This is a genomic window from Shewanella sp. MM_2022_3 (genome assembly GCF_022557375.1).
GTDB classification, from domain to species: Bacteria; Pseudomonadota; Gammaproteobacteria; order Enterobacterales; family Shewanellaceae; genus Shewanella; species Shewanella xiamenensis.
In genome coordinates, this window is the sequence record NZ_JAKZGV010000028.1 from 1 (window position 1) to 25,810 (window position 25,810).

General features: G+C 45.8%; 24 protein-coding genes and 1 riboswitch. Of the genes, 13 read left to right on the top strand and 11 right to left on the bottom strand.

The window, feature by feature from the left end; all coding sequences use genetic code 11:
* Positions 1-551: TMEM165/GDT1 family protein (locus tag MMG82_RS13985; protein ID WP_241406992.1), on the bottom strand; the 551-nt coding region annotated here is incomplete at its 3' end.
* A gap of 405 nt (positions 552-956) precedes the next feature.
* A riboswitch (cyclic di-GMP riboswitch) is annotated at positions 957-1,050 on the top strand.
* Between the two features lie 124 nt (positions 1,051-1,174).
* Here MMG82_RS13985 and gbpA point away from each other — a divergent pair.
* From gbpA to MMG82_RS14000, 3 genes are all read left to right on the top strand, one after another.
* Positions 1,175-2,650, top strand: coding sequence for an N-acetylglucosamine-binding protein GbpA (gene gbpA / locus MMG82_RS13990; protein ID WP_241406993.1), 1,476 nt, complete (start codon positions 1,175-1,177; stop codon positions 2,648-2,650).
* Positions 2,651-3,233: 583 nt separating this feature from the next.
* Positions 3,234-4,409, top strand: a complete 1,176-nt coding sequence (locus MMG82_RS13995; RefSeq protein WP_241406998.1) for an aromatic amino acid transport family protein — start codon at positions 3,234-3,236, stop codon at positions 4,407-4,409.
* 218 nt (positions 4,410-4,627) lie between these two features.
* Complete coding sequence (locus tag MMG82_RS14000; RefSeq protein ID WP_241406994.1) at positions 4,628-6,784, top strand: S46 family peptidase; 2,157 nt, start codon at positions 4,628-4,630, stop codon at positions 6,782-6,784.
* 418 nt (positions 6,785-7,202) lie between these two features.
* On the opposite strand, the gene MMG82_RS14005 is transcribed toward MMG82_RS14000, so the two are convergent.
* Both MMG82_RS14005 and MMG82_RS14010 read right to left on the bottom strand, forming a co-directional pair.
* Positions 7,203-7,520: a DUF3144 domain-containing protein gene (locus tag MMG82_RS14005; RefSeq protein WP_037421448.1), complete on the bottom strand. Its 318-nt coding sequence runs from the start codon at positions 7,518-7,520 to the stop codon at positions 7,203-7,205.
* 70 nt (positions 7,521-7,590) lie between these two features.
* Entirely contained in the window at positions 7,591-8,151 is a 561-nt protein-coding gene (locus MMG82_RS14010) for a prepilin-type N-terminal cleavage/methylation domain-containing protein (RefSeq protein ID WP_241406995.1), read from the bottom strand.
* 160 nt (positions 8,152-8,311) lie between these two features.
* Here MMG82_RS14010 and ung point away from each other — a divergent pair, with 160 nt between their 5' ends.
* Positions 8,312-8,977 (top strand): uracil-DNA glycosylase, encoded by a 666-nt coding sequence (gene ung / locus MMG82_RS14015; protein WP_144345589.1) that lies wholly within the window; start codon positions 8,312-8,314, stop codon positions 8,975-8,977.
* A gap of 76 nt (positions 8,978-9,053) precedes the next feature.
* On the opposite strand, the gene ispB is transcribed toward ung, so the two are convergent.
* Complete coding sequence (gene ispB, locus MMG82_RS14020) at positions 9,054-10,025, bottom strand: octaprenyl diphosphate synthase (protein ID WP_037421455.1); 972 nt, start codon at positions 10,023-10,025, stop codon at positions 9,054-9,056.
* Between the two features lie 273 nt (positions 10,026-10,298).
* Between ispB and rplU the strand changes: the two genes are divergently transcribed.
* The 7 genes from rplU (at position 10,299) to MMG82_RS14055 (ending at position 14,636) form a co-directional block, all read left to right on the top strand.
* Complete coding sequence (rplU, locus tag MMG82_RS14025; RefSeq protein ID WP_011073451.1) at positions 10,299-10,610, top strand: 50S ribosomal protein L21; 312 nt, start codon at positions 10,299-10,301, stop codon at positions 10,608-10,610.
* A 14-nt stretch (positions 10,611-10,624) separates the two neighbouring features.
* The gene (rpmA, locus tag MMG82_RS14030; protein WP_007650346.1) at positions 10,625-10,879 is read left to right on the top strand and encodes a 50S ribosomal protein L27; all 255 of its coding nucleotides are present in this window, start codon (positions 10,625-10,627) and stop codon (positions 10,877-10,879) included.
* Positions 10,880-11,092: 213 nt separating this feature from the next.
* Positions 11,093-12,259, top strand: coding sequence for an Obg family GTPase CgtA (cgtA, locus tag MMG82_RS14035; RefSeq protein ID WP_037421441.1), 1,167 nt, complete (start codon positions 11,093-11,095; stop codon positions 12,257-12,259).
* 27 nt (positions 12,260-12,286) lie between these two features.
* A complete protein-coding gene (locus tag MMG82_RS14040) occupies positions 12,287-13,048 on the top strand; it encodes a threonine/serine exporter family protein (protein WP_037421437.1) in 762 nt (253 codons plus the stop codon).
* The gene (locus MMG82_RS14045) at positions 13,045-13,518 is read left to right on the top strand and encodes a threonine/serine exporter family protein (protein ID WP_037421434.1); all 474 of its coding nucleotides are present in this window, start codon (positions 13,045-13,047) and stop codon (positions 13,516-13,518) included. The genes MMG82_RS14040 and MMG82_RS14045 overlap by 4 nt, the downstream gene beginning before the upstream one ends.
* 22 nt (positions 13,519-13,540) lie before the next feature.
* On the top strand, positions 13,541-14,023 hold the full coding sequence (gene folA / locus MMG82_RS14050) for a type 3 dihydrofolate reductase (protein ID WP_055648548.1): 483 nt from the start codon (positions 13,541-13,543) through the stop codon (positions 14,021-14,023).
* 196 nt (positions 14,024-14,219) lie between these two features.
* A complete protein-coding gene (locus tag MMG82_RS14055; RefSeq protein WP_037421428.1) occupies positions 14,220-14,636 on the top strand; it encodes a DUF3718 domain-containing protein in 417 nt (138 codons plus the stop codon).
* Between the two features lie 245 nt (positions 14,637-14,881).
* Here MMG82_RS14055 and MMG82_RS14060 read toward each other — a convergent pair whose 3' ends face one another.
* From MMG82_RS14060 to lptD, 7 genes are all read right to left on the bottom strand, one after another.
* Entirely contained in the window at positions 14,882-16,903 is a 2,022-nt protein-coding gene (locus MMG82_RS14060) for a methyl-accepting chemotaxis protein (RefSeq protein WP_037421426.1), read from the bottom strand.
* Positions 16,904-17,000: 97 nt separating this feature from the next.
* Positions 17,001-17,825, bottom strand: a complete 825-nt coding sequence (locus tag MMG82_RS14065) for a symmetrical bis(5'-nucleosyl)-tetraphosphatase (protein ID WP_047535502.1) — start codon at positions 17,823-17,825, stop codon at positions 17,001-17,003.
* Between the two features lie 21 nt (positions 17,826-17,846).
* Positions 17,847-18,227: a Co2+/Mg2+ efflux protein ApaG gene (gene apaG / locus MMG82_RS14070; RefSeq protein ID WP_037421420.1), complete on the bottom strand. Its 381-nt coding sequence runs from the start codon at positions 18,225-18,227 to the stop codon at positions 17,847-17,849.
* A 52-nt stretch (positions 18,228-18,279) separates the two neighbouring features.
* Positions 18,280-19,086, bottom strand: a complete 807-nt coding sequence (rsmA, locus tag MMG82_RS14075) for a 16S rRNA (adenine(1518)-N(6)/adenine(1519)-N(6))-dimethyltransferase RsmA (protein ID WP_037421417.1) — start codon at positions 19,084-19,086, stop codon at positions 18,280-18,282.
* 14 nt (positions 19,087-19,100) lie between these two features.
* Positions 19,101-20,087 (bottom strand): 4-hydroxythreonine-4-phosphate dehydrogenase PdxA, encoded by a 987-nt coding sequence (gene pdxA / locus MMG82_RS14080; protein ID WP_047535504.1) that lies wholly within the window; start codon positions 20,085-20,087, stop codon positions 19,101-19,103.
* 6 nt (positions 20,088-20,093) lie between these two features.
* The gene (gene surA, locus MMG82_RS14085; RefSeq protein ID WP_037421411.1) at positions 20,094-21,398 is read right to left on the bottom strand and encodes a peptidylprolyl isomerase SurA; all 1,305 of its coding nucleotides are present in this window, start codon (positions 21,396-21,398) and stop codon (positions 20,094-20,096) included.
* 221 nt (positions 21,399-21,619) lie between these two features.
* Positions 21,620-23,917: an LPS assembly protein LptD gene (gene lptD / locus MMG82_RS14090; protein WP_037421408.1), complete on the bottom strand. Its 2,298-nt coding sequence runs from the start codon at positions 23,915-23,917 to the stop codon at positions 21,620-21,622.
* A gap of 115 nt (positions 23,918-24,032) precedes the next feature.
* Between lptD and MMG82_RS14095 the strand changes: the two genes are divergently transcribed.
* Together MMG82_RS14095 and murU are read left to right on the top strand one after the other, a co-directional pair.
* A complete protein-coding gene (locus MMG82_RS14095) occupies positions 24,033-25,124 on the top strand; it encodes a phosphotransferase (RefSeq protein WP_047535506.1) in 1,092 nt (363 codons plus the stop codon).
* Positions 25,121-25,792: an N-acetylmuramate alpha-1-phosphate uridylyltransferase MurU gene (gene murU, locus MMG82_RS14100; protein WP_047535507.1), complete on the top strand. Its 672-nt coding sequence runs from the start codon at positions 25,121-25,123 to the stop codon at positions 25,790-25,792. The genes MMG82_RS14095 and murU overlap by 4 nt, the downstream gene beginning before the upstream one ends.
* Positions 25,793-25,810: the final 18 nt, after the last annotated feature.

The following is a 25,810-nucleotide window of genomic DNA, read 5'->3' on the forward strand; positions in this document are numbered from 1 at the left end:
TAGATTAAGGTTGCGACCCCAAGTAGGGCAAACAAAATCGCGCAGCCCCTGTGGATCCACTTCATCGGTAATTTTTCGGCACTAAAATGGCCCGCAATCACCACTGGCACGTTCGCCAGCAACATACCCAAAGTGGTACCTGCAACCACCATGGCTAAGGCATCGTATTTTGCGGCTAACACGACAGTCGCGATCTGGGTTTTATCGCCCATTTCGGCAATAAAGAACAGAATAAAGGTCGCGACAAAGGGGCCCATTTTATAGAAACGGCTTTCTTCAGCATCCACTTTGTCGGGGATTAACACCCAAAGGGCAATCGCGAAGAAGGAGGCGGCAACCAAGTAACGCGCTACATCAGGACTCACCCAGTTAATGGCCCATTGTCCAAGCCATGCAGCGGCAAAATGGTTAAACAGGGTTGAGAGTAAAATCCCCATAATGATCGCGGTTTTATTTTTAAATCTTGCAGCGAGTAATAGGGCAAGCAGTTGAGTTTTATCGCCGATCTCGGCGATAGCAACCGTAAAGGTTGAGGCGAGTAACGCTTCCAAGTGTGATCCTTTTAGGGGTGGTTTTTGACATAAGCACAATAGACCGTCCACCCCTAGGTGCGGTTATTGTGCTCAGGTCTTGCAAGACAAATCGATGATTTGCTGTGAACACCATGGCATGTGGCCAAGTATGTTGATGCTCACCCTAGATATTGATGACTCAAAATCCAGTTAGCTACTCCCCCGAAGCGAGGTGGGCATTATACCCAAGTCGCGATCCGTTTCAAGGTTAAACTAATCAAGATTAAAAGCATAAAATCTGGCAGGTGCCAAAAAAATACCGTTCTATATTCTGTAATTCATTGAATTGTAATAATTTAATTTTTGACAACGTTGTCTTTTGTTGTTAGTTTAGCCGCATCTCAGTCTTTGAGTTACATCCTGTTAACTTAATCAATTGAGATCCACCGTATTGGGCAAACTAATTGAAAAATTAGGACGCAAAGCCTCCGGTCTAAGGTTGTAAAAGGATGTTAACTAAGATAGCGGGGTTGCTGTAGAATTCAGCGAATATATTGAATTCTTTAAAAAATAAACGGCTTTGCTTAATGCTGTTTTGCCTAAATACCACTTTTATACCAATGCCAATCTTTTATTGAATGGCCCCTACGGAGTACATTAAAGTGGAACATCTGACTGCTTTTTCTCAATCAACTGTCCCTAAATTTGCAATTCCTAAGCTTACTCAGTTAAGCCTAGTAGCATTAGCCTTGACTGCCGGAAGTTCGTTGCTGAGCCAAACGGCATCGGCTCATGGTTATGTTATATCACCAGAGTCTCGCTCCTACGCCTGTAAAACGGGCAGCAACGTCAACTGTGGCGCCATTCAGTGGGAGCCGCAAAGTGTTGAAGGTCCTTCTGGATTCCCTGAGTCTGGCCCTGCTGACGGTAAAATTGCTAGTGCGGCAAATGGGGCATTTTCTCCTTTGGATGAGCAGAGCCCAAGTCGTTGGTCTAAGCGCGATATCAAAGCGGGTTGGAATGACTTTTCTTGGCAGTTTACCGCTAACCACGTTACCCGCAATTGGCGCTACTATTTAACTCGTCAAGGCTGGGATCAAAATCAAGCTCTGAGCCGCGCAAGCTTTGACTTAGCCCCCTTTTGTGTGATCGACGGTGGCATGGTGCAACCGCCAAAGCTAGTGACTCATAATTGTTATGTGCCTGAAGATAGAACGGGTTATCACGTTATCTTGGCCGTGTGGGAAGTGGGTGATACCACCAACAGCTTCTACAATGCCATCGATGTAAACTTGAGCTCAGGCGCTGTGGTGCCGGGCGAGTGGACCGATATTGGTGATATTAATCCGTCACTCGATCTTAAGGCGGGTGATAAGGTAATGACACGGGTGTTTGATGCTAATGGTGAACAAAGCGCTAAGCAAACCCAAATTACCATTGCCGATGCAACCCAAGGTGCTAAGCAAAATTGGCCATTCCTTTTAGCTAGCGCGATTAATGCTCAGCAGCCACAACTTAAAGCTGGGCAGAAGAATGCGGCTGGTGTGATTTCACCTGTGTATGGCAAAAATGAGATTTTTGCCGCGCCTAAGTCGGGCTTAGAGCGAGTGGAAGTGAGCTTTGATATTGCGCCAGCACCGGGAAATCAGCTTAATGTCACCTCCTTGGCCGATGATTACACCATTGTTGATGGTGTCGCGCAGGTCAGTTTTGATGTTAGCACCAATGCGGATATGCAGGTTTCGGCCTATTTATTTAGCCACGATGGCACCGCAGCAGGTTATGTGACGCAGGCGGTAAACAATACCAGCGCGAGTTTTGTGTTGGATGTCGTTGCCCCTAAGGCAGGACATTATCATTTACAAGTGAAAGCCGAGCCTAAACAAGGTGAAGTTATCCAGCAAAACTTTGATCTTTTCCTAAAAGATCAACCCACTGCACCGGATGCTGACTTTGTCTTCCCTGAGGGAATAAAAAGCTATGCAGCGGGCACTAAAGTGCTACAACCTAAAACTGGTAAAGTCTATCAATGTAAACCTTGGCCCTACAGTGGCTATTGTGTGCAATGGTCACCAACTGCAACCGGTTTTGAACCTGGCGTAGGTAGCTCTTGGACCATGGCTTGGACTGAGCTGTAATTTAACATTTTGAGTGATTGTTAAATTCAACGGAATGGACTTAAGCATATGGAAGGTGTTTAAGTCCATTATCAGCGCGTTTGTGATGTTGTAAAGGCCAAATTAACCTTACGATGATTTTAATCGCGCATTTGGCGTATTTTCACAAAGGTAGCGATTTTGTTGGTTTGTATGTTTTCGTTTATCACTGCGCTATTGAGTTGTTACCATTAGGCGCACCTTCTATCTTTGTTCACAACTGGCTTGCCCACTGGGATTGGCTCTGTTAATGTCCCTAGCTATCTTCTATTACGCGCGTTGTCGCTGTTTTGCTAAGGCAATCACGGTTGAAATTAATGTCACTTTTCTGCAAACGATTTAGTTAGCCTCAATGGCTACTGGGTTGAAATATTCAAAAGCTATTGGGGCCAATTGATCTGCTCTATTGAGATCGGATTGGATGCTTTAAGTTTAGTGACGCTTTTCGTTTGAGATTGCTGTTGGCTTAATCACAGAGTGCGCAAGGCTTTATCCTTCAAATCTACTCAAAAACCTTAAAAAATAATAATTAATACTTGAACAGGATAATTGTGTGAATTCAAAAATGTTAGGCTCGATAGCCATTGTTGCAGGGACCGCTATTGGCGCGGGAATGTTAGCCTTACCGCTCGCTACGGCGGCCTTAGGTATGGTACCTGCTATTTTGTTGATGGTAGTGATTTGGGGGCTGTCAGCCTATACCTCATTGTTAATGCTTGAGATTAATCTTCGTTCTGGCGTGGGCGATAATGTCCATGCGATTACTGGCAAATTACTCGGCAAGAAAGGCCAGATAGTGCAGGGGGCATCATTTTTGAGCCTGCTGGTTGCTTTAACAGCTGCTTATCTAACCGGGGGCTCATCGCTATTAGTGCTCAAAGCGCAAAATATGTTTGATATCGTGTTAAATAACCAACTAGCGGTGGTGTTATTTACCTTAGTGCTCGGCGGTTTTGCTGCGTTAGGGGTGGCTTGGGTTGATAAAGTGTCACGTTTTTTATTTTCGTTGATGATTCTATTGCTCATTGTCGTGGTGCTGTTTCTATTACCTGAAGTGAGTATCGCCAGTATGACAACCAGTGCAGTGGCGCAATCCTTGACCAGTAGTTGGATGGCGGCTATCCCTGTGGTATTTACTTCCTTTGGCTTTCATGTCTGTATCGCGACCTTAGTACGTTATTTAGATGGCGATACCGTGTCTCTGCGCAAGGTGTTATTGATTGGCTCGACCATTCCGCTAGCCTGTTATATCTTCTGGTTATTGGTGACCTTAGGTACGGTAGGCGGCAGCGAAATTAATGGCTTCAATGGTTCTTTACCTGCGCTTATCAGTGCTTTACAAGAGATTGCCCACACGCCTTTGATCAGCAAATGTATTTCTCTGTTTGCTGATTTAGCCTTAATCACTTCTTTCCTTGGCGTTACCTTAAGCCTATACGATTTTGTGGCTGAGTTAACTCGTGCCAAGAAGACCTTCGTCGGTCGGGCGCAAACCTGGTTATTAACCTTTGTGCCACCGCTGTTATGCGCACTTTATGTGCCAGAAGGCTTTGTTGCCGTATTAGGTTTTGCTGCGGTGCCGCTGGTGGTGATGATTATTTTTCTGCCGATTGTGATGGCGCTACGTCAACGTCAAGCCGTGCCCCAAGGATACCAAGTGTCAGGCGGAACATTTACCCTTGGACTTGCAGGTCTGTTGGGAGCCATCATTATTGGTGCTCAGCTATTTGTCGCACTTTAAACTGCGGCAATTGAGCACATTTAAACTTGTAGTGCTTAGTTAATGTATTTGCTTTGTAAGCGAATTTTTCTGAGTCTGTTATAAAGTGCGTACGATATGCTAAAGTCAGGCTCTGTGCCTGACTTTTTACTTTCTGGCTGTCGGGTAAGTGATTCACATCATACGTAGAAATAGCCTCGCAAGCGCTCGGCTTTCTTTATCAAAACGGACTTAAGACAATGAAAAAATGGTTACTCTCAGTTGCTGTGGCGGCGAGTTTTGCTTCCCATGCTGACGAAGGTATGTGGCAGCCCCATCAATTGCCCGCAATGGCCGATGAACTCAAAGCGAAAGGCTTAGAAATTGATGCTAAATCAATCTCTAAACTTACCGAATTCCCGATGAATGCCGTGATAAGCCTTGGTGGCTGTACGGCATCTTTTGTATCACCCAAAGGCTTAGTGGTGACTAACCATCACTGCGCCTATGGTTCGATTCAATACAATTCTACTGCTGAGAAAAACCTGTTACAGGACGGTTTTTTAGCTAAAACCTTTGCTGATGAATTACCCGCAGCCCCAGGCTCACGGGTATATGTGACTGAAGATGTGACTAATGTTACTGAGCGCGTTAAAGCTGGGCTAGAAAACAAAACGGGCCGTGAGTTTTATCAAGGGATTGAAAACCAAGAGAAAGCTCTCGTTGCCGAGTGTGAAAAAGACGAAGGCTATCGTTGCCAGGTGTATAGCTTCCACGGTGGCTTGGAATACTATCTGGTTAAACAGCTAGAAATCCGCGACGTGCGTTTAGTCTACAATCCTGCGGGCAGCGTTGGTAAATACGGTGGCGATATCGATAACTGGATGTGGCCACGTCATACGGGCGACTATTCTTTCTACCGCGCCTATGTGTCTAAAAATGGTAAACCCGCAGAATTTAGCGCTGACAACGTGCCCTACGAGCCAAAGAGCTTCTTAAAAGTCTCTGCTAAAGGCGTAAGTGAAGGTGACTTTGTGATGGTAGCGGGTTACCCCGGCCGCACAAATCGTTATCGCACCGCGACTGAAGTTCAAAATGAGTTTGAGTGGGCTTATCCCGAAGGCAAAATGCTGCGTGAGCGCTTTATTGAAATCATTAAAGCAACTGCGCCAGAGGGCAGTGACGAGCGGATTAAGTATGAGAGCCAAATCGCGGGTTTAGCAAACTATGCTAAAAACTTCACTTCGATGATCGAGTTCTACGGCAAATCGACTATGTTGGCCGACCGTAAAGCCCTTGAGGCTAAACTGGCTGAGTGGATCGCTAAAGACCGCAGCCGTGAGGCTAAATACGGTAAAACCTTAGCCGAATTAGATGCCTTGATTGCTAAGAGCAAAGCGCACCAAGAACGGGATATGATTTTAAGCTACATCAGTAGCACCACTATGTTACCAACGGCGACGAATCTGTACCGTTTAGCCCATGAAAAGCAACTGCCTGATATGCAGCGTGAACCAGGCTTCCAAGACCGTGATATGACTCGCTTTAAGGCAAGCATGGAACGTATTGATCGCCGTTATGCCGCGAGTGTCGATAAGGCCATACTCTTAGATATGCTAAAACGTTATGCCGCGTTACCTGAAGCGCAGCGTTTACCTGCGATGGATAAAGCCTTTGGTATCGATAACAAGGTTAACGAAGCTAAGCTTGCTAAAACCTTAGATAAAATGTACGCCAAAACCGAACTCGGTAATAAAGATGTGCGTTTAGCTTGGATGGAAAAATCGGTCGACGATTTTAAAGCCTCTAAGGATCCTTTTATTCAATTTGCGGTGGCCATGTATGACACCAATATGAGCGAAGAGAAGAAAGAAAAAGAATTAGACGGCGAGATGATGAAAATACGTCCGCAATATATGGATGCCATCATTGCCTATAACCTTGAGCAGGGTAAGCCCGTTTACGCCGATGCGAACTCTAGCCTGCGTGTTACGGTTGGCCATGTAAAAGGTTATTCGCCAAAAGATGGTTTAGTGGCTGTGCCATTCACTCGCCTCGAAGGCATAGTGCAAAAAGACACGGGTATTGATCCATTCGATGCACCGAAAAAGCAGTTAGAGCTTATTAAACAGAAGCAATACGGTGATTTCTATATGAAATCCATTGATTCTGTACCAGTTAACTTCCTGTCGACCTTAGATACCACCGGTGGTAACTCTGGTTCACCGACCTTAAACGGCCGCGCTGAATTAGTGGGTCTGCTGTTCGATGGTGTATATGAAAGCATTATCGGCGGTTGGGCATTTGATAATGAAATTAACCGCTCTATTCATGTCGATAGCCGTTATATGTTGTGGGTAATGAAATATTTGGATGGTGCCGACAATCTCTTAGCTGAGATGGAAATCGTTAAATAATCCATTGCCGGATTAGCGTCACTGCGGTCAAAGCAAGACAATAAAAAGCGATAAACCCATAGGGCTTATCGCTTTTTCATTTTGAGATGATAAAACGACCCAATGCCTGCGTATGGTCAAAAGCGGTTTGGGATAGATATTCATTAGGTTGAGTTGCACACGCCCTAGTGCTCGCTAAATATCAAGCCATACTGGCTTTCGTTGCATTCACTCAACGAGACAGTAAATAGAAACTAAAATTGATACTGGCTTAGGGTTTCTATTAGGGACTAATTCAGCAGTATCCAGTTTGAATTTAGCCCTAAATGTCTTGTGGTGTAGCGCTGATGTATTCACCTAAAGTGATCTGTAAGATAAGAAGATCACTGTAGCTTTGGTGGCACAAAAAATAGTGTGCCACTTCACCCTTAGCAGATTATCAGTTCTTAAAAATTTGGACAGAATCATCTATCTCTGCGGGTTCTTCCTGCATAACGGGTGGGTTGGCGATATGGTCGTCTAAATTATCACTCAGCATTTCACGGTATTCTGCGCTAAACCAGTCGAGTGCATTGTCTTTTTCTGCACCTAAATCGGCTGATTTAATCGCCGCTTCAAAAGCATTAAAACGGGCCGCCGCAAAACGCAGGGCGGTACCTACTTTGCCTACATCACCTTCTTGCTGGCTTAGCTGATTGGCTAAGGCAATAAATTGATCGGCAAGTTCAAAAATAGTGGTGTTGCTCGTGTCTGTCATAGCGCTTACTCAAAATAATTTATTGGTGGGCGATTCTATCCTAATTTCTATGGGAAAGAATCGCTAACTCTTAACTATTGGGATCTAAGTCTGTTGTGACGGTTCCCGTTCTTGAATCGTAATAAATGGATAATTTATCGTTAGCCCGATAAAAATATCGGCATTGATTAGGGTTGAGATAACTGGCTTTATAGTCTGTTTCCGTGGCATCAATATTGAGTCGTGAGACGCTCGGCTGCGCATTTTGGAATAACACTTCCCATACAGAGACACAGTCTTCCACATTATCTAATGAAGGTGATGCCTCATTGCCATAAATATAGTGTTGGGCAGGCCAACCGTTAGCATTAAAGTCCACTTGTTCAGATTGTGCTGTGCCAAATACGGGCAAATCTTCCTTGGGGCCTGAGCCTACTTTCACTGCCCAAACTGAACGCGCTAAATTTAAACCGGATTTAAATCCTGCGCCTGCGGCTTTGACTGTAGCTATCTGCGCATCTTGCTGCACATTGATAAACTTGGGCAAAGCCACAACGGCTAAAATTCCAAGCACCATAATCACTACAACGAGTTCAATTAAGGTAAAGCCTGCGGATTGTGGACTTGAGCCTTGTAAGCGGTCGCGGATCATTTATCTGAATGAATAGGGGATAAGTGCCGACACTATAGCACTTAATTGGTGGCATTTTAACTTGAACTATCAGCAGTTCTGGCGAATTAATCGCACAGTGAGCTTGTCATGGTTGCTTATCACTTTTAAGCTAACGGCATTGTAACTTAAGTAAGAGAAACTGATTTTGGCGACTTGGCAAGCATTTATCGACCATCAACGTACGCAACCTTACTATCAACACCTGATCGCATTTGTGAATCAACAGCGAGAAGCGGGCAAAGTGATTTATCCTCCGAAAGAGGATGTGTTTAATGCATTCAAAACAACGCCGCTCGAGCAAGTGCGTGTAGTGTTAATTGGTCAAGATCCCTACCATGGCCCCAATCAAGCCCATGGTTTATGTTTCTCAGTGAAACGAGGGGTTAAACCGCCGCCTTCGCTTGCCAATATGTATAAAGAATTGGTTAACGATATTCCGGGATTCCATATTCCCAACCATGGTGATTTAACGGCCTGGGCTGAACAGGGGATTTTGATGCTTAATACTGTCCTCACGGTAGAACAGGGGCAAGCGCACTCCCATGCCAATGCGGGCTGGGAAATTTTTACGACGGAAGCGTTAAAGCTGCTTAATGCGCAGCAACGTCCAATTATCTTCGTGCTGTGGGGGAGTCATGCCATCAAAAAAGGTGCTGTGATTAACGCACCACAACACCAAATTCTATCGGGACCGCATCCATCACCTTTATCGGCGTATCGTGGTTTTTTTGGTTGTGGGCATTTTTCAAAAGTGAATCAACTACTGATGGCTCGGGGCGAAGTGCCGATTCAATGGCAGGTTTAAGTTCCATGTTGTAAATAATGCTAAAAATAAAAAGGCCTTGCGAAGCAAGGCCTTTTTATTGATTGTTCACAACAGCTTAGTGGTTGCGGTCAACAGATATTTTCGCCAGTGAGACTAATGCGGTTTTAAAATCACTGTCAGGTAATGCCGCAAGTGCAGCAATCGCCTTATTTGATTCCTCAATGGCCTTTTGCTGAGTATAAGTGAGCGCGCCGCAATGATGCAGAGCGGCAACTATCTTCTCAATAGCATGGGTGCCATCACCTTGCTCAATCGCATGACGAATGAGTTGCTGCTCTTCTTCTGTGCCATGGGCAATGGCATAGATCAGCGGTAAGGTCGGCTTGCCTTCGGCGAGGTCATCACCGATGTTTTTACCTAACTCTTCACTGTCGGCGGTGTAGTCGAGCAAATCGTCGGTCAATTGGAAGGCTGTACCTAAATACTTACCATAATCGCCCAACGCCGTTTCTTGTTCAGGTGTGGCGCCCGCTAATACAGCGGCAAGTAAGGTTGCGGCTTCGAATAGCTTTGCAGTCTTACAGTAAATTACCCGCATATAGCTTTCTTCGGTGGTATCTGGGTCATTACAGTTCATTAGCTGTAATACTTCGCCCTCAGCTAATACGTTGGTGGTATCGGCTAGTACCCGTAATACTCGCATATTGTCGAGTTCAGTCATCATTTGGAATGAGCGGGTATAAAGGAAGTCACCCACTAATACACTGGCGCTGTTACCAAAGAGCGCGTTGGCGGTTTCGCGGCCGCGTCTGAGGGTCGATTCGTCGACCACATCATCGTGCAGTAATGAAGCGGTATGAATAAATTCAATAATCGCGGCAAGCTTAAGGTGGGCTTCACCTTGATAGTCGACGGCGCGAGCGGCGAGGACGGACAGTAAAGGACGAAGACGTTTACCACCACCATTGATAATGTAGAAACCTAGCTGGTTGATCAGGGCGACATCTGACTCCAGCTGTTTATAGATCAGCTGATTGACTGCTTGCATATCAGTGTCAGCCAGTTGACGAATAGCGTTTAAATCCATAATAGACTCTGGTTGTGGGGCCATTACGTACCCGGCCTGTATTTTAGGCTCACGTGTTATATAGAATGAATTTTACCTAAAATTCTGACATATGACAGTACTCACACTACTAATGTGCGAGTTATTCCGGCCTTTTTTTATTCTTTCCTAATTAGGGCTTGCCAGATAAGGATTCTTCGCGTAAACTCCGCGCCCATTGTCAATAAAGTTTTTGTAGCATCCTGCCCCCAAGAATGTGGGCCAGCATGTTAGGAATATCGGAGTAAAATAGCTATGTACGCTGTTTTTCAAAGTGGTGGTAAACAACACCGTGTAGCCCCTGGCCACACAGTTCGTTTAGAAAAATTAGAAGTTGCTACTGGTTCAACTGTTGAATTCGATCAAGTTTTACTGATCGCTGACGGTGAAAAAGTGCACGTTGGTGCTCCTTTAGTGGCTGGCGGTAAAGTCGTTGCTGAAGTAGTAAGTCATGGTCGTGGCGAGAAAGTAACTATTGTTAAGTTCCGTCGTCGTAAGCACCACGACAAGAAGTTGGGCCACCGTCAGTGGTTCACCGAAGTTAAAATTACTGCTATCAACGCATAATAGGAGTCTAACTCATGGCACATAAAAAAGCTGGCGGTTCTACTCGTAACGGCCGTGATTCAGAAAGTAAACGTCTAGGTGTTAAGCGCTTTGGCGGTGAATCAGTTCTAGCTGGTAACATTATCGTTCGTCAACGTGGTACTAAATTCCACGCTGGTGTAAACGTGGGTATTGGTCGCGACCACACTCTGTTTGCTCTGACCGACGGTAAAGTAAAATTCGAAGTTAAAGGTCCTAATAACCGTAAGTTTATTAGCATCGAAGCTTAATTTTCGAGTCTAGCTTATACTGTAAAGCCCCGCCTTTGGTGGGGCTTTCTGTTTTTTGTGCTTCTACTTACCTACGTTTCTGGAGCGATTTGATAAATCTTTATCAAATTAAGGGCGTTGACTGGTAAGATTGGGAGCAAGTATCTCGAGTTTTTTGGCGACCGATGAAGTTAAACGGTATAATTCCTTCATTCAGTGATGCCAGGAGTAAGTATGAAGTTTGTCGATGAGGCAGTAATTAGGGTCGAAGCAGGCGACGGCGGTAGCGGTTGCGTGAGTTTCAGACGCGAAAAATATATCCCTGATGGTGGTCCTGATGGTGGTGATGGTGGTGACGGCGGCAGTGTGTATCTGGAGGCCGACGAAAACTTCAACACCTTGATTGAATATCGTTTTGAACGTTTCCACATGGCTGAACGCGGTGAAAACGGTCGTGGCCGTGATTGTACCGGCCATAGCGGTAAAGATTTGATTTTAAAAGTACCTGTGGGTACTCGTGCGATTGATCATGACACCGAAGAAGTGCTTGGTGATTTAACTACCCATGGCCAGAAGTTATTAGTGGCAAAAGGTGGTTTCCATGGTTTAGGGAATACTCGCTTTAAGAGCAGCACAAACCGTGCGCCACGCCAGAAAACCTTAGGTACACCGGGTGAAGTGCGTAGCTTAAAATTAGAACTACTATTGTTAGCCGATGTTGGCTTGCTTGGTATGCCTAATGCGGGTAAATCGACCTTTATTCGTGCAGTGTCTCGTGCGACCCCTAAGGTTGCGGATTATCCCTTTACGACATTAGTGCCTAACCTCGGTGTGGTTAACCCTCGTCCAGGCCAAAGCTATGTGATCGCAGATATTCCTGGTTTGATCGAAGGCGCGGCAGAAGGTGCGGGTCTGGGTATTCGCTTCTTAAAGCATTTAGAACGTTGCCGTATTCTGTTACATATCATCGATATCGAGCCAATTGATGGCACAGATCCTGTCGACTCTGCCCGTGCAATCGTCGGTGAGCTTGAAAAGTATTCGCCAAAACTGGCAAGCAAACCTCGTTGGTTAGTCTTCAATAAGGCCGATCTACTGCTCGAAGACGAGCTAAAAGAAAAGGTTGACCGAGTTGTTAAAGAGCTTGGTTGGGAAGGTGAGGTCTACACTATTTCCGCCTATGGCCGCGATGGTACTAAGGAATTAGCGACTAAGCTGTGGGATTTCATCCAAAGTCTTCCTCCTGAAGATAAAGATGCAAATCCAGACGATGAAGTCGAATTCAAGTGGGATAATTATCATCAAGCTAACATTGAGTCCGTCAATGAAGATTATGATGATGACTTCGACGATGACTTTGATGATGATGACTACGATGTTGAAGTCATCTACCAAAGATAATATCCATATCTAAGTTTTGAGAGTTTCGTGTACGCAGATACTCAAAATGATATTACTCGGCAAGTTGTGCGGGTTGCACAACTCTTGCTGGCCTACGGTGCTGAATCTGATTTAGTTGAAGAAATCAGCCAGCGCCTAGGTCAGGCCTTAGGCTTAGCAAGTATCGAGCTTTCTATTTCCTCCAATTCCCTCGTGTTAACGAGTTTAGTTCATGGTCGCTGTATCACGACAACGCGTCGGATCCGTGAGCATGGCATTAACATGACCATAGTGTGTGAGTTACAACGTATTTGTTTACTTGCAGAAAAAGGCCTCTATGGCCCCAATGAAGTGCGCAAACGTTTAGCCCGCATCGAGCCTAAGACCTATCCTCCTTATCTTGTTATATTGATGATAGGCTTATCCTGCGCGAGTTTTTGTCACCTCTTTAATGGTGATGTCGCGGCTTCAATCATTACCTTTTTCGCCTCTGCGGTGGGAATGTCGGTGCGCCTTGCGATTGCAAAGCGGCATTTTAATTTGCTGGTGAATTTTGCGGTGACGGCATTTGTCACTAGCATGTTGGCGCAGACGGGTTATGTATTCAACTTGAGTGAGACTCCGCAGGCGGCCATGGCGGCCAGTGTATTAATGCTGGTGCCGGGATTCCCAATGATCAATGCGATTTCTGATATGGTTAAGGGGCATATGAACGTGGGCATTTCCCGTTGGGGACATGCAACATTACTGACGGTTTCTTCGGTCATTGGGATTACAATCGCAATGCAACTTGGTGGTATTTTTCTGTGATGGAATTACTGACTATTTTGCTACACGATGCCTTTTTTTCAGCGATCCCTGCCATCGGCTTTGCCATGGTATTTAATGTACCTAAACGCTTTTTAGTCTACTGTGCATTAGCTGGCGCAATTGGTCATAGCTCTCGCACACTTATGCTGCAATTTGGCTTACCCATTGAGTGGGCGACCTTTGCCGCTGCGGCCTTAGTGGGCACTATTACTATCGGGTTTGCAAAGCGTCATTTAGCGCCGCCGTTGATGTATGCAGTTGCTGCCATTATCCCCATGATCCCAGGTACTTATGCATTCAATACTGTGATTGCCTTAGTGCAACTCACGGCACAATCGCAGGTAAGCCAAGAGCTAACAGGCCAAGTGATTAGTAATGGGTTAAAAACAGTCTTTATTCTAGGGGCACTATCGGTTGGTTTAGCCTTGCCGAGTTTGTTGTACTTTAGAACCCGTCCAGTTATTAAATAAAAACAATTCCACAGGAGTGACCATGCGCATTGCTATGATAGCCGCGATGGCAAACAATCGAGTCATCGGAAAAGACAATAAAATGCCATGGCATCTACCCGAAGATTTACGCCATTTTAAAGCCATGACCTTAGGTAAGCCAGTTGTGATGGGCCGTAAAACCTTTGAATCAATCGGTCGACCTTTACCTGGGCGTCATAATATTGTGATTTCTCGCCAAGCGGATTTATTAATCGAGGGCGTAACCTGTGTCACATCATTTGAAGCTGCCAAAGAGGCGGCTGGCGATTGTGAAGAGTTGGTGGTCATTGGCGGTGGACAATTGTATCAACAGCTATTACCCCAAGCCGATAGGCTCTATCTAACTCAAATTAACTTAGACGTTGAAGGTGATACCTTTTTCCCTGCTTGGAAAACCGATGAGTGGCAAGAAACCGAATCCGTAGCGGCTATAAATGCTGATGGGCTGGAATATCGCTTTATCAATTTGGCAAAAAAATGTTAAATTATGTCGTTATGTTGTGTACCCTGTGCGTATGGATTGTCAATATGTCGAAGGTATTATACCGGCTAGGCGCCAGTAGGCTGAGATAACTGTGTTATCGAGAGCTATCTGAACCTGAGAGGTTAATTATCGTTAGAGATAGACGCAGACCATACAAACCATAAAAAAATTATAAGAAAGTATTAAGGAGTATCGGATGCGTCTAATGCCTGTAGCCTTGGCTGCACTAATCGGATTTAGCTATGTTTCTGTGCCAACCTCGGCTAAAGCGACTGAAGCAGATCCGCTTGTTGCGAGTATTTGTGATTACGTTAAAGCGAACGATAAAAACCGCTTACGTAAAAAATTAAAAGAAAGTCGTGTTAAATTGCGCCAAGTTTACAGCGGAATTAGTTGTGACGGCCAAAGCTTACTACGTACCGCCTATGCCGTGAATGCGAATGATGCGGGTGAGTTTGTTGCTAAGCGGTTATCCGCCAACGAGCTAAGCGTACCAGAAGCGGATGGCATGACTATCCAAGCTTGGGCTGAGGCAAATGGTCATAGTGCCAGTCCTATCACTGCAGCGGTTAAAGAGCGTTTAGGTGCAGGCGCTGGCGGTGAAGAAGAGTAATAGCCTGTTTAATCATTTTCTCGCGTGCTTTTACATAGGCAAAGAATAATACGTAAAAAATGCCGAACTCAGTTCGGCATTTTTTATGGGTGTCGTTTAGGCCGTTTTTACTGAATATTGAGTTGAGTTCCGAAATTGCATTTATAGCATTTGGCTGCGGGATAGCCTGATAACCGAGTTCAAGGGAAAGCGCAAGCCAAAGAAAAGGGCCGCGACAGCGACCCTATTTATACCTGAGTGTTTGCTTACACTCTAAATTCACCGACAGAAGCTTGTAGCTCTTCGGCAAGCTTAGCCACCTGATGGCTTGATTGGGCGGTTTGATCTGCGCCAATCGCGGTCTCTTCCGAAATTGCTGCAATATGTTCTAGTTTTTCAGACACTTGTTGGCTTACTAAATTTTGTTCCTGCGCGGCGTGGGCAATATGAGTGCCTGCATCATAGGCTTTATGCACCGACTGGCTGATGGTCTCTAGGGCAAGGTTGGCTTGTTCTGTTTTTGCTACGCAGGCATTGGCTTGGGCACGGCCCATATCCATCGCAGCCACTGCTTGCTGTGCCCCTTGCTGCAATACCTCAATCATTTGTTGAATTTCACGGGTCGAGACTTGGGTTCTTGATGCTAGGCTTCTTACTTCGTCGGCGACGACCGCAAAGCCACGGCCCTGTTCACCCGCCCGCGCGGCTTCAATGGCCGCGTTCAATGCCAATAGATTCGTCTGTTCGGCAATACCGCGGATCACATCCAAAATCGACCCAATTGAGGCGCTATCCGATTGGACCTTGTTAATCACTTGGCCTGCTTTAGCCACTTCTTCCGCTAAGGCCAGAATAGTGTGTTTATTTTCCTCGGCAATAGCACGCATATGCTTAGCTTCTTGATCAGCTTGTTTAATTTGTGCGAGTGCATCATCGGCACTCATCGACACTTGTTGCGCGCTGGAGCTTAATTCTGTCGTTGCGGTAGCCACTTGATCGACTTGATTCTTTTGTTCTTGGATACCCGTGGTGGTTTGTGCGGTGATTGCAGAGGTCTGTTCAGCTGCGGCGGCAAGCTGGTTTGAACGATCTAAAATACCCGCAATTAAGCCGCGTAAACTATCGACCAAGCGATTACAGTTTTTGGCAAGTTCAGCAAACTCATCGTGACCTGAATCATCTAATTTGTGGGTTAAATTACCTGAAGCGAGCACATTCAGCGCATTGTTTACTTGGTTCAGCGAGCGTTTTAGGGGCGTGACTACGGCAAAGCTGATAATAACGGCGACAACAATTGCGATAAGCACCACAATCATAGTGCGGATACTGGCTGCATCAATTTGAGCAATGGTTTCTTGGCTCATTTGTGCCGCAACCGCTTCGATATTATTGCTCACTTCTTCCATGTTACGATCGATGATTTTAGCGTCTTTCTCAATAATGCTAAGTTGATTCGATGCCGCCAAAGAATGACTCAACTGGCTCGCTTTGAGTTGCACCATAGAATCTGAGCCTTCGAGGAGTGCCAGTACTTTTTTAATATCTTGGTTAATCGATTCTAAGGTATCAGCTTCAATAATACCCTGCGCATGGCGGTTAACGTATTCGAGCTTATTTTTGCTTTCGCTAAGAATGTAATCAAGTTCCTTGGAAATGAGTTCGTGTTTACTCATTTCTTCGTTTGTCACCAAATCAGCAATGGTGGTGATGATATTCCCCATGCTGCTATCAATTGCACTGGCTGAAGCTGCAAGACTCTGGGCATCAGGGTTTTGGCTATTTTCTAAATCGATAATATCGAGCAGTACCGATGAGGCATCATCAGCGGCATTTTCGAGTTTCTTTTTTAAATTGATAAGCTGTTCTTGTTTGCTTAACGCGGCTTCTCGCTCGGTAAGCATGGCCAAACTATCCCGCTCAAAGGTAGAAAAGCTTGTATTTAATTGAGAAATCAATGATGACAAGTTGTTTTGCTTTTGAACAAGCTGGTTAAGATTGCTGATCTCATTTTTAAACTGGGCGCTATGGTCGTTAAATACTTTACGGATATCGGGAATGAGCCGGGATTTTGGGGCATGGTAAGCGATTAATACTTGACGCTGTTGCTCACTCAGGGACTCGGTTAAATGATTGGTCGATTTTAGGGCTGGCAGGCTGAGTTCTTGCATCATCGCCGAACTATCTTTGAGGCTAATGTTCGTCAGGTAAGAGGTAAATCCTAACAACACAAGTAAAAGCGTGACTATGCTAAACCCGCCAATGACTCGGGTGGCTACATTAACTTTCATAGGATACTCCGGTTATTATTATATTATTCCGAATGAAAAGATTATTAAATTCAGGGCTTAGACGCACTGTCGTTTATCGACCAAAGTTAAGGTTAGTTTAACTCTTTTTTAACTTTTTTTGGGTAATTTTTTGGTCTTTTTCAAGATGCCATAGGGTGAGGTGTTCTCCCCAGCAACAGCCTGTATCGAGTGCTTTTAACTTAGGATCTTTCACTTTTCCCATCAATGCAGCCCAATGTCCAAACACTAAGGTGTGACTTTGGCGTAATGCCGACGTAAATTCAAACCACGGGCGAAGCTGTGGATTACTGCAATTTTCTGGTGGCTGTTTACAATCAAAATCCAAATGACCATCGATATACAAATAACGCATGCGGGTCAACGCATTAATACAAAATCGCAGCCGATTTATACCAATAGCACTTGGGTCCCAACGTTCTGCAGTGTCGGTATACATTTGGCGAATGAGAGCATCGAGATAATCATTTTGCTGTAGGGCTTGGCTAACTAGTTGGGATTCTTGCTTTAATTGTTCTAATGACCATTGCGGTGGCACGCCAGCATGGGTCATGATGACGTTATGTTCTGGCAACTCTCGCATTAGGGGTTGCTGCCTAAGCCAGTCGATAAGGCTCGAAATATCCGGTGCGTTTAATAGTGGTGTGAGGTTATCACTGGGTTTATCCCGCTTAAGTTTGCCATGCAGGGCCAGTAAATGCAGATCGTGGTTCCCGAGAACCGTTTTACCCGCATCACCTAGAGATTGAAAAAAGCGCAGTGTCGCTAATGAATCTGGGCCTCTAGCGACAAGATCACCCACCGCCCACAGTTCATCGCGGGATGGATTAAAGTCGACCTTAGCAAGTAATTTTTGGAGTTCGGCAAAACAGCCTTGGACATCACCAACAAAATAATGGGCCACAGTATCCTTTCTTAAATTAAATCAGTGTAATAAACCAGGGGTCGCTAAACGGAAGGGCTTAATGGTTGCCTTAAAACGTTCGCCAGATTCGCTGACCATACCATAAGTACCATACATAATGCCAAGAGGCGTATCGAGTACTGTGCCACTGGTATATTGGTAGGCGGTATTGGGTGGAATGCTTGGGGTTTCGCCGACGACTCCTGCACCTTGTACTTCAGTCATTTTGCCGTTCGCGTCGGTAATGATCCAGTGACGGGTTTCGAGTTTTGCGGTCTGCTCACCGAGGTTAATAATGGTGATAGTGTAGCTAAAGAGGTATTTCTGATCCTCTGGCGAGGATTGTTGTTCAATATACTCGGTTTTGACTTCGACTCGGATAGAGTTATCCAATACGCTCATGTGAGTTCCTACAATGATATTGGGCACCTAAGTGCCCATCAAACTTAACTGCTTAAGCCTGCTTATCACATACCATATTCGCCATTGCAACATATTGTTCAACGGAGATTTGTTCTGGACGCAGGTTGTGATCGATACCTAACTGTTCGAACTCTTCATCACTTAACACTTGTTTGAGGTTATTACGCAGTGTTTTGCGGCGCATATTGAATGCCGTGGTACATAGCTGGCGTAGCACATTCACATCTTTACAGGGGAAGGGTTTTTCTGCATAGGGCAAAAGGCGCACTACGGCAGAATCCACTTTCGGTGGTGGCGCAAAGCTATGGGGTGGTACTTCGAGTACGGGGACCACTTGGCAAAAATATTGTGCCATAACCGTTAATCTGCCATAGGCTTTCGTGCCTGGACTTGCAGATAAACGCAGCACTACTTCCTTCTGCAACATAAAGTGCATGGTTTCAATCAGTTCGGCAAACTCGAACAGATGGAACATTAACGGAGTTGAAATATTGTAAGGTAAGTTACCAAAAACTTTGAGTTTTTTACCTGGGACAACCAACTGACTAAAATCAAACTGCAATGCATCGCCCTGATGAATGGTGAGCTTATCCTTAAGTACTGGGTGATGCTGCAAGCGCTCAACCAAATCGCGGTCTAACTCCACTACGGTGAGATTGTCTATCGAGGAGGCGACTGGCTCCGTTAAAGCGCCAAGGCCTGGGCCGATCTCTACCATCACATGGTCGTTATCGGGGGCGATTGCACCCACAATGCGGTTAATCACATTGTTGTCAGTTAAGAAGTTTTGTCCGAAACGCTTTCTGGCCGTGTGGCCTAAATGTACTTTGCTACTCATTAATATCTAATCGTTTAGTTTTTTGAGGATAACTCAATGGCTTTATTCAAGGCGCAGACAAAACTGCCGATATCGGCTTTGCCAGTTCCCGCAAGATCGAGCGCCGTACCATGGTCAACCGAGGTACGGATATAAGGTAAACCTAAGGTAATGTTTACCGATTTGCCAAATCCTTGTGACTTTAGAACGGGTAAGCCTTGGTCATGGTACATGGCCAAGACGACGTCAGCGTCCTGTAAATATTTAGGCTGGAACAGGGTATCGGCGGGGAGGGGGCCGACAATGTTCATTTGAAACTCATCACGCAGTTCATTCAGTGCCGGAATAATCACGTCGATCTCTTCACGCCCTAAATGTCCATCTTCACCCGCATGGGGATTTAAGCCACAGACATAAATCTTAGGCGAAGCAATGGCAAACTTGCTGATAAGGTCAGCGTGTAAAATCTTGATAATATGATGTAAGCGTTGGCGTGTAATGGCTTTAGCAACATAAGCCAGTGGAATATGAGTGGTCACCAGTGCCACTTGTAAACCTTGAGTTGCTAACATCATCACTACATCGGGGCAGTTAGCCTGATGGGCAAAAAACTCGGTGTGACCACTAAAGGAAATCCCTGCTTGATTGATGATCCCCTTATGCACTGGGCCGGTGACAACGGCATCAAACTCGCCACTCATGTTTTTTTCACCTGCGTAACGCAGAGTCTCAACCACATAGGTACTATTTTGCTCATCAAGTTGCCCACAAACGGCTTCAGTGACCAGCTTGAAGGGGGCGATTGTCAGCGTACCTGCTGCTTGAGGTTTTGGGGCCTGATCAGGCAAATAGGGGCGAAAGGTAACATGAAGGCCAAGTCGTTTAGCCCGGCTGGCTAATAATTCAGGATCCGCACAAACGACTAACTCAGCAGGCCAAGCCTGCTGAGCCAGTTGCACGACTAAATCGGGGCCGATACCCGCAGGTTCTCCGGGGGTAACGGCAATACGTTTAGTGGTCAATTTACCTTAACCTCGATTAGACTCAGGCTGAAAGACTTCAATGTATGCGTCGGCACGCATTTCGTCTAGCCAGTTTTGCAGTTCTTCGTTAAATTTGCGACGGAAAATCAGTTGGTGCGCACGGTTAGTATTAAATTGATCCGTGGCATCGGTTTTTCTACGCTCTTCTAACTGAGTGATATGCCAGCCGTGGGTAGTACGGAAAGGCTCACTGATCTGATCAGGGCTTAAACTATTAAGTGTCTGCGCAAATTCTGGCACATAAATACCTGGCTCTGCCCAACCTAACTCGCCCCCCTTAGTCGCTGAACCCGGATCTTCAGAGTATTGACGGGCTAAATCTTCGAATTTAGCTTCGCCTGAACGAATTTGCTTCAGGAATTGCTCCAACATGGCCTTAGCGCGATCTTCCGACAGAATTGGCGATGGCTTGAGCAGGATATGACGCGCTCTCACTTCTTCAATTTCTTTGGTTTGTAAACCACGAGCATCCATAATCTTGATGATATGGAAGCCAGCACCGCTTTTAATTGGGCCGATAATATCGCCTTTTTTGGCGCCATTAATGACTTCTGCAAACAGGGTTGGCATCTCGTTGATGTTCATGTAATCCCAAATACCGCCTTCAAGTGCTTTAGGGCCAGATGAAGAGGCGATAGCGGTACGGCGGAAATCCTCACCACTCTTTAAACGTTCAAGCACCGCATTGGCGCGTTTGCTTGACGCTTCGAGTTGTTCACTGGTGGGATTATTGGGTACATCAATAAGGATATGGCCGATTTGGTATTCGACGTCCTTCATGCCTTGCTCTTGGATCAGTTTCACTAGGCCAGTGATTTCCTGTGGTGAAACTTGGATACGGCGTTGTACTTGAATACGTTGGATTTCACCTAAGGTGATTTCTTCACGTAGTTGCTCACGGTATTGGCCGAAGCTTAAGCCTTCGCTCTCAATTTTTTGCTGCATTTGCGCCACGGTCATTTTTTGTTCGCGCGCAATGTTTTCAATTGCTTGGTCTAACTGTAGGTCACCAATATGTAGACCAATGCGATCCGCCATTTGTAATTGCAGACGAGTCAAAATTAATCGCTCGATAACCTGGGTGCGCAGTGCACTGTCGGAGGGTAACGATTGATTCGCGGCCTTAGCATTGGCTTTAACCGTGTCAATCATATTGGTGATTTCACTTTCGAGCACAATACCGTCGTTGATTTGAACGGCAACACGGTCGAGTGGCTGGGGAGCTGCCATGGTTGGCTGGCTGATAGCGAGTGCAAATAAAGCAAAAATCAGATGTTTACTGGGTTTCATCCACAAAATCCTTGGCACGTTCTAAGGTCAGATTCGACGGCTTATTTAAGTTAACTTTACCATTTATATCGAAATTACAGTGAGTTGCCTAAATTTTCTTTTGTTGGTAACTCTTAAAAGATGCGTCACTCAATTCAGTTATTGGGTGAACGCACAGCTTTCATTAACTTGTTTGGACTCTCAGTCCTTGTTGAGGTTCAGCAATCTACCACAATTCTTTGCTAATTCCTCAGATAAAGCGGTTTTCTGTAGTTAAACAGACCATCATTGAGCATATCCGTTACACCTAATGGACCAGAACCACCGAGCCCTTTGATGACTAAGTTGAGGTACACACCACGCTCAAATTGCTCGCGCTCATCGATAATGGCTGAGCCGATGTTGTCATCGTAGTTGGTTTTAATGCGATAGTGATAACTGAGGCGGATTGCATAACAGCATGATTCATATTGGAAACCTGTATAGGTTTCTATGCTACGACTCTCGTTGAGGTCATAGTACCAGTTGCCAACAAAATAGAGGCTGTCATTGATAGGCCAAGCTCCGCGAACACCTGCTTGGGAGATATTAACCAAATCGTTAGTGTTGGAGTTCAGTAGATCGGGTACATAACGATAGCTTAATTGCAGTAGTTTGTTGGCTTCAGGACGGAAGTCTAATGTGACTTCGGTCTTCTTATTGTCACTGGTGTTGGTATCGTACTGAATGGCCGCGCCCAAATACCAGTCTTGGCTTAAACGAGTATCTAACTCGGCCGCCAATACTGAAGTTGATTGATTTTGCTCAAAAATATTATCTTCATAGCCTAGCTTACTGTCTTGAAGATAGAAGATTTGTCCGAGACTGAATTTGGTCGCTTCTTGGTTATGGTCATCGAAGAAACGAGTTGTAATACCAAGGGTAACTTGGTTGGCATCGGCGATACGGTCAAGACCGGAGAAGCGGCGATCTCGGAATAGACCAAAGTAGTCGTCCTGTAATTGGGCGGTATCGTAAATACCAATGCCCCGTTGATCCTCATAACCTACATACAGATACTGGAATTGAGGTTCGAGTGTTTGGCGATAATTTTGCTCAAATATCTCGGTAAAACGTTCAAAGTTGATTTGTCCGTTGATACGCACCTGAGGAATGGTACGGCTCACAGTGTCATCTAAGGTATCAAATTTAGTGTTATTTTTGTCCTGCCAATAGTTAGTTTGCATTAACTTTAATTGGCTCGTCAGTGAGCCTGAAGGACCATGGATTGGCAGTGTTAGGCTGGGTGCCATATGTAAACGGGTTGCCGTGTTTACATCGTCATCTTGGTGGGCAAAATTGGTCAGCTCTGAGTTAAAACCAAAGTCCAAGTTGTTCCAAAAGTCGGCGGCACGGTAGTTAAAGTTAACCTGTGGCATGACTTGATATGGCTTTTCATCTTCGCCCAGTACTTTAATATCCTGCACCCGAGTGCTGATATCCCAATCACGTTCGAAGTAACTGACTTCGCCAATCCGTGATAATTGGTTATCGGTCGCACGGTTAACATCAGACTTTAAGTCGTTGAAATAGTTGTTATCCGAAACTTCAGTAAAGTTAGTCAATACTCGCCAGTTTTTATCGATAGCTCCCTGGTGTTGCCAGTTATACAGGTAACGATTTGGGCTGCCGCCGATCATTCGATCACTGCCTAGATATTCAAAATTCAAACGGCCATTTTGAGCTTCACCCGCGAGATAACGAAACTCAGTTTTAGTGAATAACCCGCGGTTAGTCATATAGTTTGGCGTAAATGTCAGGTCGTATTCCGGTGCAATATTCCAATAGTAGGGCGCTGACACCTCAAAACCGTTGGTGGTGCTGGTGCTAAAGCTTGGATAGAGGAAGCCTGTTTTACGTTTGTCTGAAACCGGAACCGTCATATAAGGGATGTAGAACACCGGAATATCGGCCACTCGCAGCTTGGCATTCCAGATCTCACCCCATTCTTCTTCGCTGTTGATCTTAATTTTTTCGGCTTCAAGCAACCAAGAGACGTTGTCAGGCGGACAGGTGGTAAAGTTCGTATTGGTTAAAATCAGGTTGTTGTTTATGGTGATTTGCAGTTTTTCTGCATCACCGTGTACCTGTTGCCCGTGCAGCCAATACTGTGCGCCTTTGAGGGTGGCACGATTGCTGCGCATTTGCGCCTGTAGCGAGTCTGCGGTAACGGTAAAATTGCTGTCTTGGAAGACTAAGTTGCCATTAGCATCAAATTGTTCTGTGGCTTGATCGAGGATGGCTTCATCGGCAGCGATGTGTCTATCGCCTTGGCTGAAGACCACATCACCGGTAAAAATCGCTTGCTTACCCATTTCAGCTTTTGAGCGGTCTGAAGCTATTCGAATTTTTGCTTGTTCAGCCGCACTCAACCCCGGTTGAGATACGATACGAGGTACTGGCGGTTCGATTAGGCATTGTGATGCTGAGGTTGCGGGAGATTCGTCTGCCAGGACTAATTTAGGTAACAGGCTCAAGGCCAGAAGGTAACGGATCTGCATCTTAGGTCAATAATAATGATTTCTTAGTCTGGACAAGTATCGACGGGGAAAGTTGCAAACTACAAGTGCAACGCAGCAAATAAATCTCTCAATTTCTTAGCTGTTTCCAAATTATATGCCAGCTATAATAAAGCAATTTTTCTATAAGAGCCATGAAATGACTTTATCCGATCCGAGATTTATTTCCCTTAATCAGTGGCTGAACCGTTATTTTTCCTATGATGTGACCCCGATATTGATTTCGGGTGATGCTAGTTTTAGACGCTATTTCCGCGTCGTTGCGCGTGATGCTAGCTATATTGTCGCCGATTCTCCGCCCGCCTTAGTGCCTATCGCGCCTTTTATCGCCCTCGCTAGTAGCTATGCTGCGGCGGGACTGACAGTTCCAAAAGTGATTACTTCCGATGCCGAGCAAGGTTTTATGCTTCTGAGCGATCTGGGGGATACCCAGTTATTGTCTGTACTTACGGACGATAATGTCGCCGATTATTACCGCCGCGCATTGGCATTATTGCCCCAGGTGGCCTCAGTGGTTGAGAGCCTTGATCCTGTCACAGGCAACACGCAGCCCTTGCCTTTATATGATGAGGCGTTTGTGCGCCGTGAGCTGGGGATCTTTACCGAATGGCTGTTAGAGAGGCATTTACAGCTCGAACTTAGCCATGAGGAACGCTTACTGCTGGAGAAGAGTTTTGGCCTCTTAGTAGAAAATGCCCTCGCTCAGCCAAAGGTGGGGATGCACCGGGATTTCCACAGCCGTAACTTGATGCTAAAAGAGGGCGAGCTGTGCGTGATTGATTTTCAAGATGCGGTGCTAGGGCCTGTGACCTACGACGCTGTGTCTTTACTGCGGGATTGCTATATCCGTTGGCCGCAAACCATGGTGCAGGAATTAATGCAGCAGCATTATCAGCAAGTGCTTGAGTTAGGGCAAATCCCGGCGCAGACATCCTTTACCCAGTACCAAACTTGGTTTGATTTAATGGGGTTGCAGCGCCATATCAAGGCCGCAGGGATTTTTGCCCGTTTACACTATCGTGATAACAAGCCCGCCTATATGGCCGATATTCCGTTAACCTTGTCCTACATTGTGGATATTGCCAGTGTTTATCCTGAGTTGGCACCATTTTCCGCTTGGGTGCAATCGCGCGTTGTGCCTGCGTTTGCGGCCAAGGAAAGGGATACTCAGCAGGGAGACAAGCAATGAAGGCGATGATCCTGGCGGCAGGCAGGGGAGAGCGTTTACGCCCATTGACTGACTCTTTACCAAAACCCCTAGTACCGGTGTTAGGTAAGCCGCTGATTGTGTACCATATCGAGAAGTTAGCGGCGGCGGGTATCGTGGATATCGTGATAAATCACGCTTGGCTTGGGCATAAGCTGGTCGAAACCTTAGGCGATGGTCATGCCTTTGGGGTCAAGATCCAATATAGCGCCGAAGCATCGGCACTCGAGACCGGTGGCGGAATTAAACAAGCCTTGCCTCTGCTGATGACGGATGGCGACTCGGATGCACCGTTTTTAGTGCTCAATGGTGATGTGTTTATCGATGCCTTGCCGACGATTGTCCCCTTAGCGGATACTGCTCTGGCGCATTTATGGTTGGTGCCGAATCCCGAGCAACATCCTAACGGCGACTTTGCCTTAGAACAGGGCCTTGTACGTGAACAGGGTGAGCAAAAATACACTTTCTCTGGCATGGGCTTATATCGCCCATCATTATTTGACGGTACGCCGGATGGTGCCTTTGCCCTTGGGCCTTTGCTGCGGGCTAAGATGGCCGATGGCCTGATCACCGGGGCACACTTTAATGGACTCTGGTGCGATGTTGGGACGATTGCGCGTCTGCAAGCATTAGAGTCAGCGCTAGCGTAATGGCATATCGCCTAATGT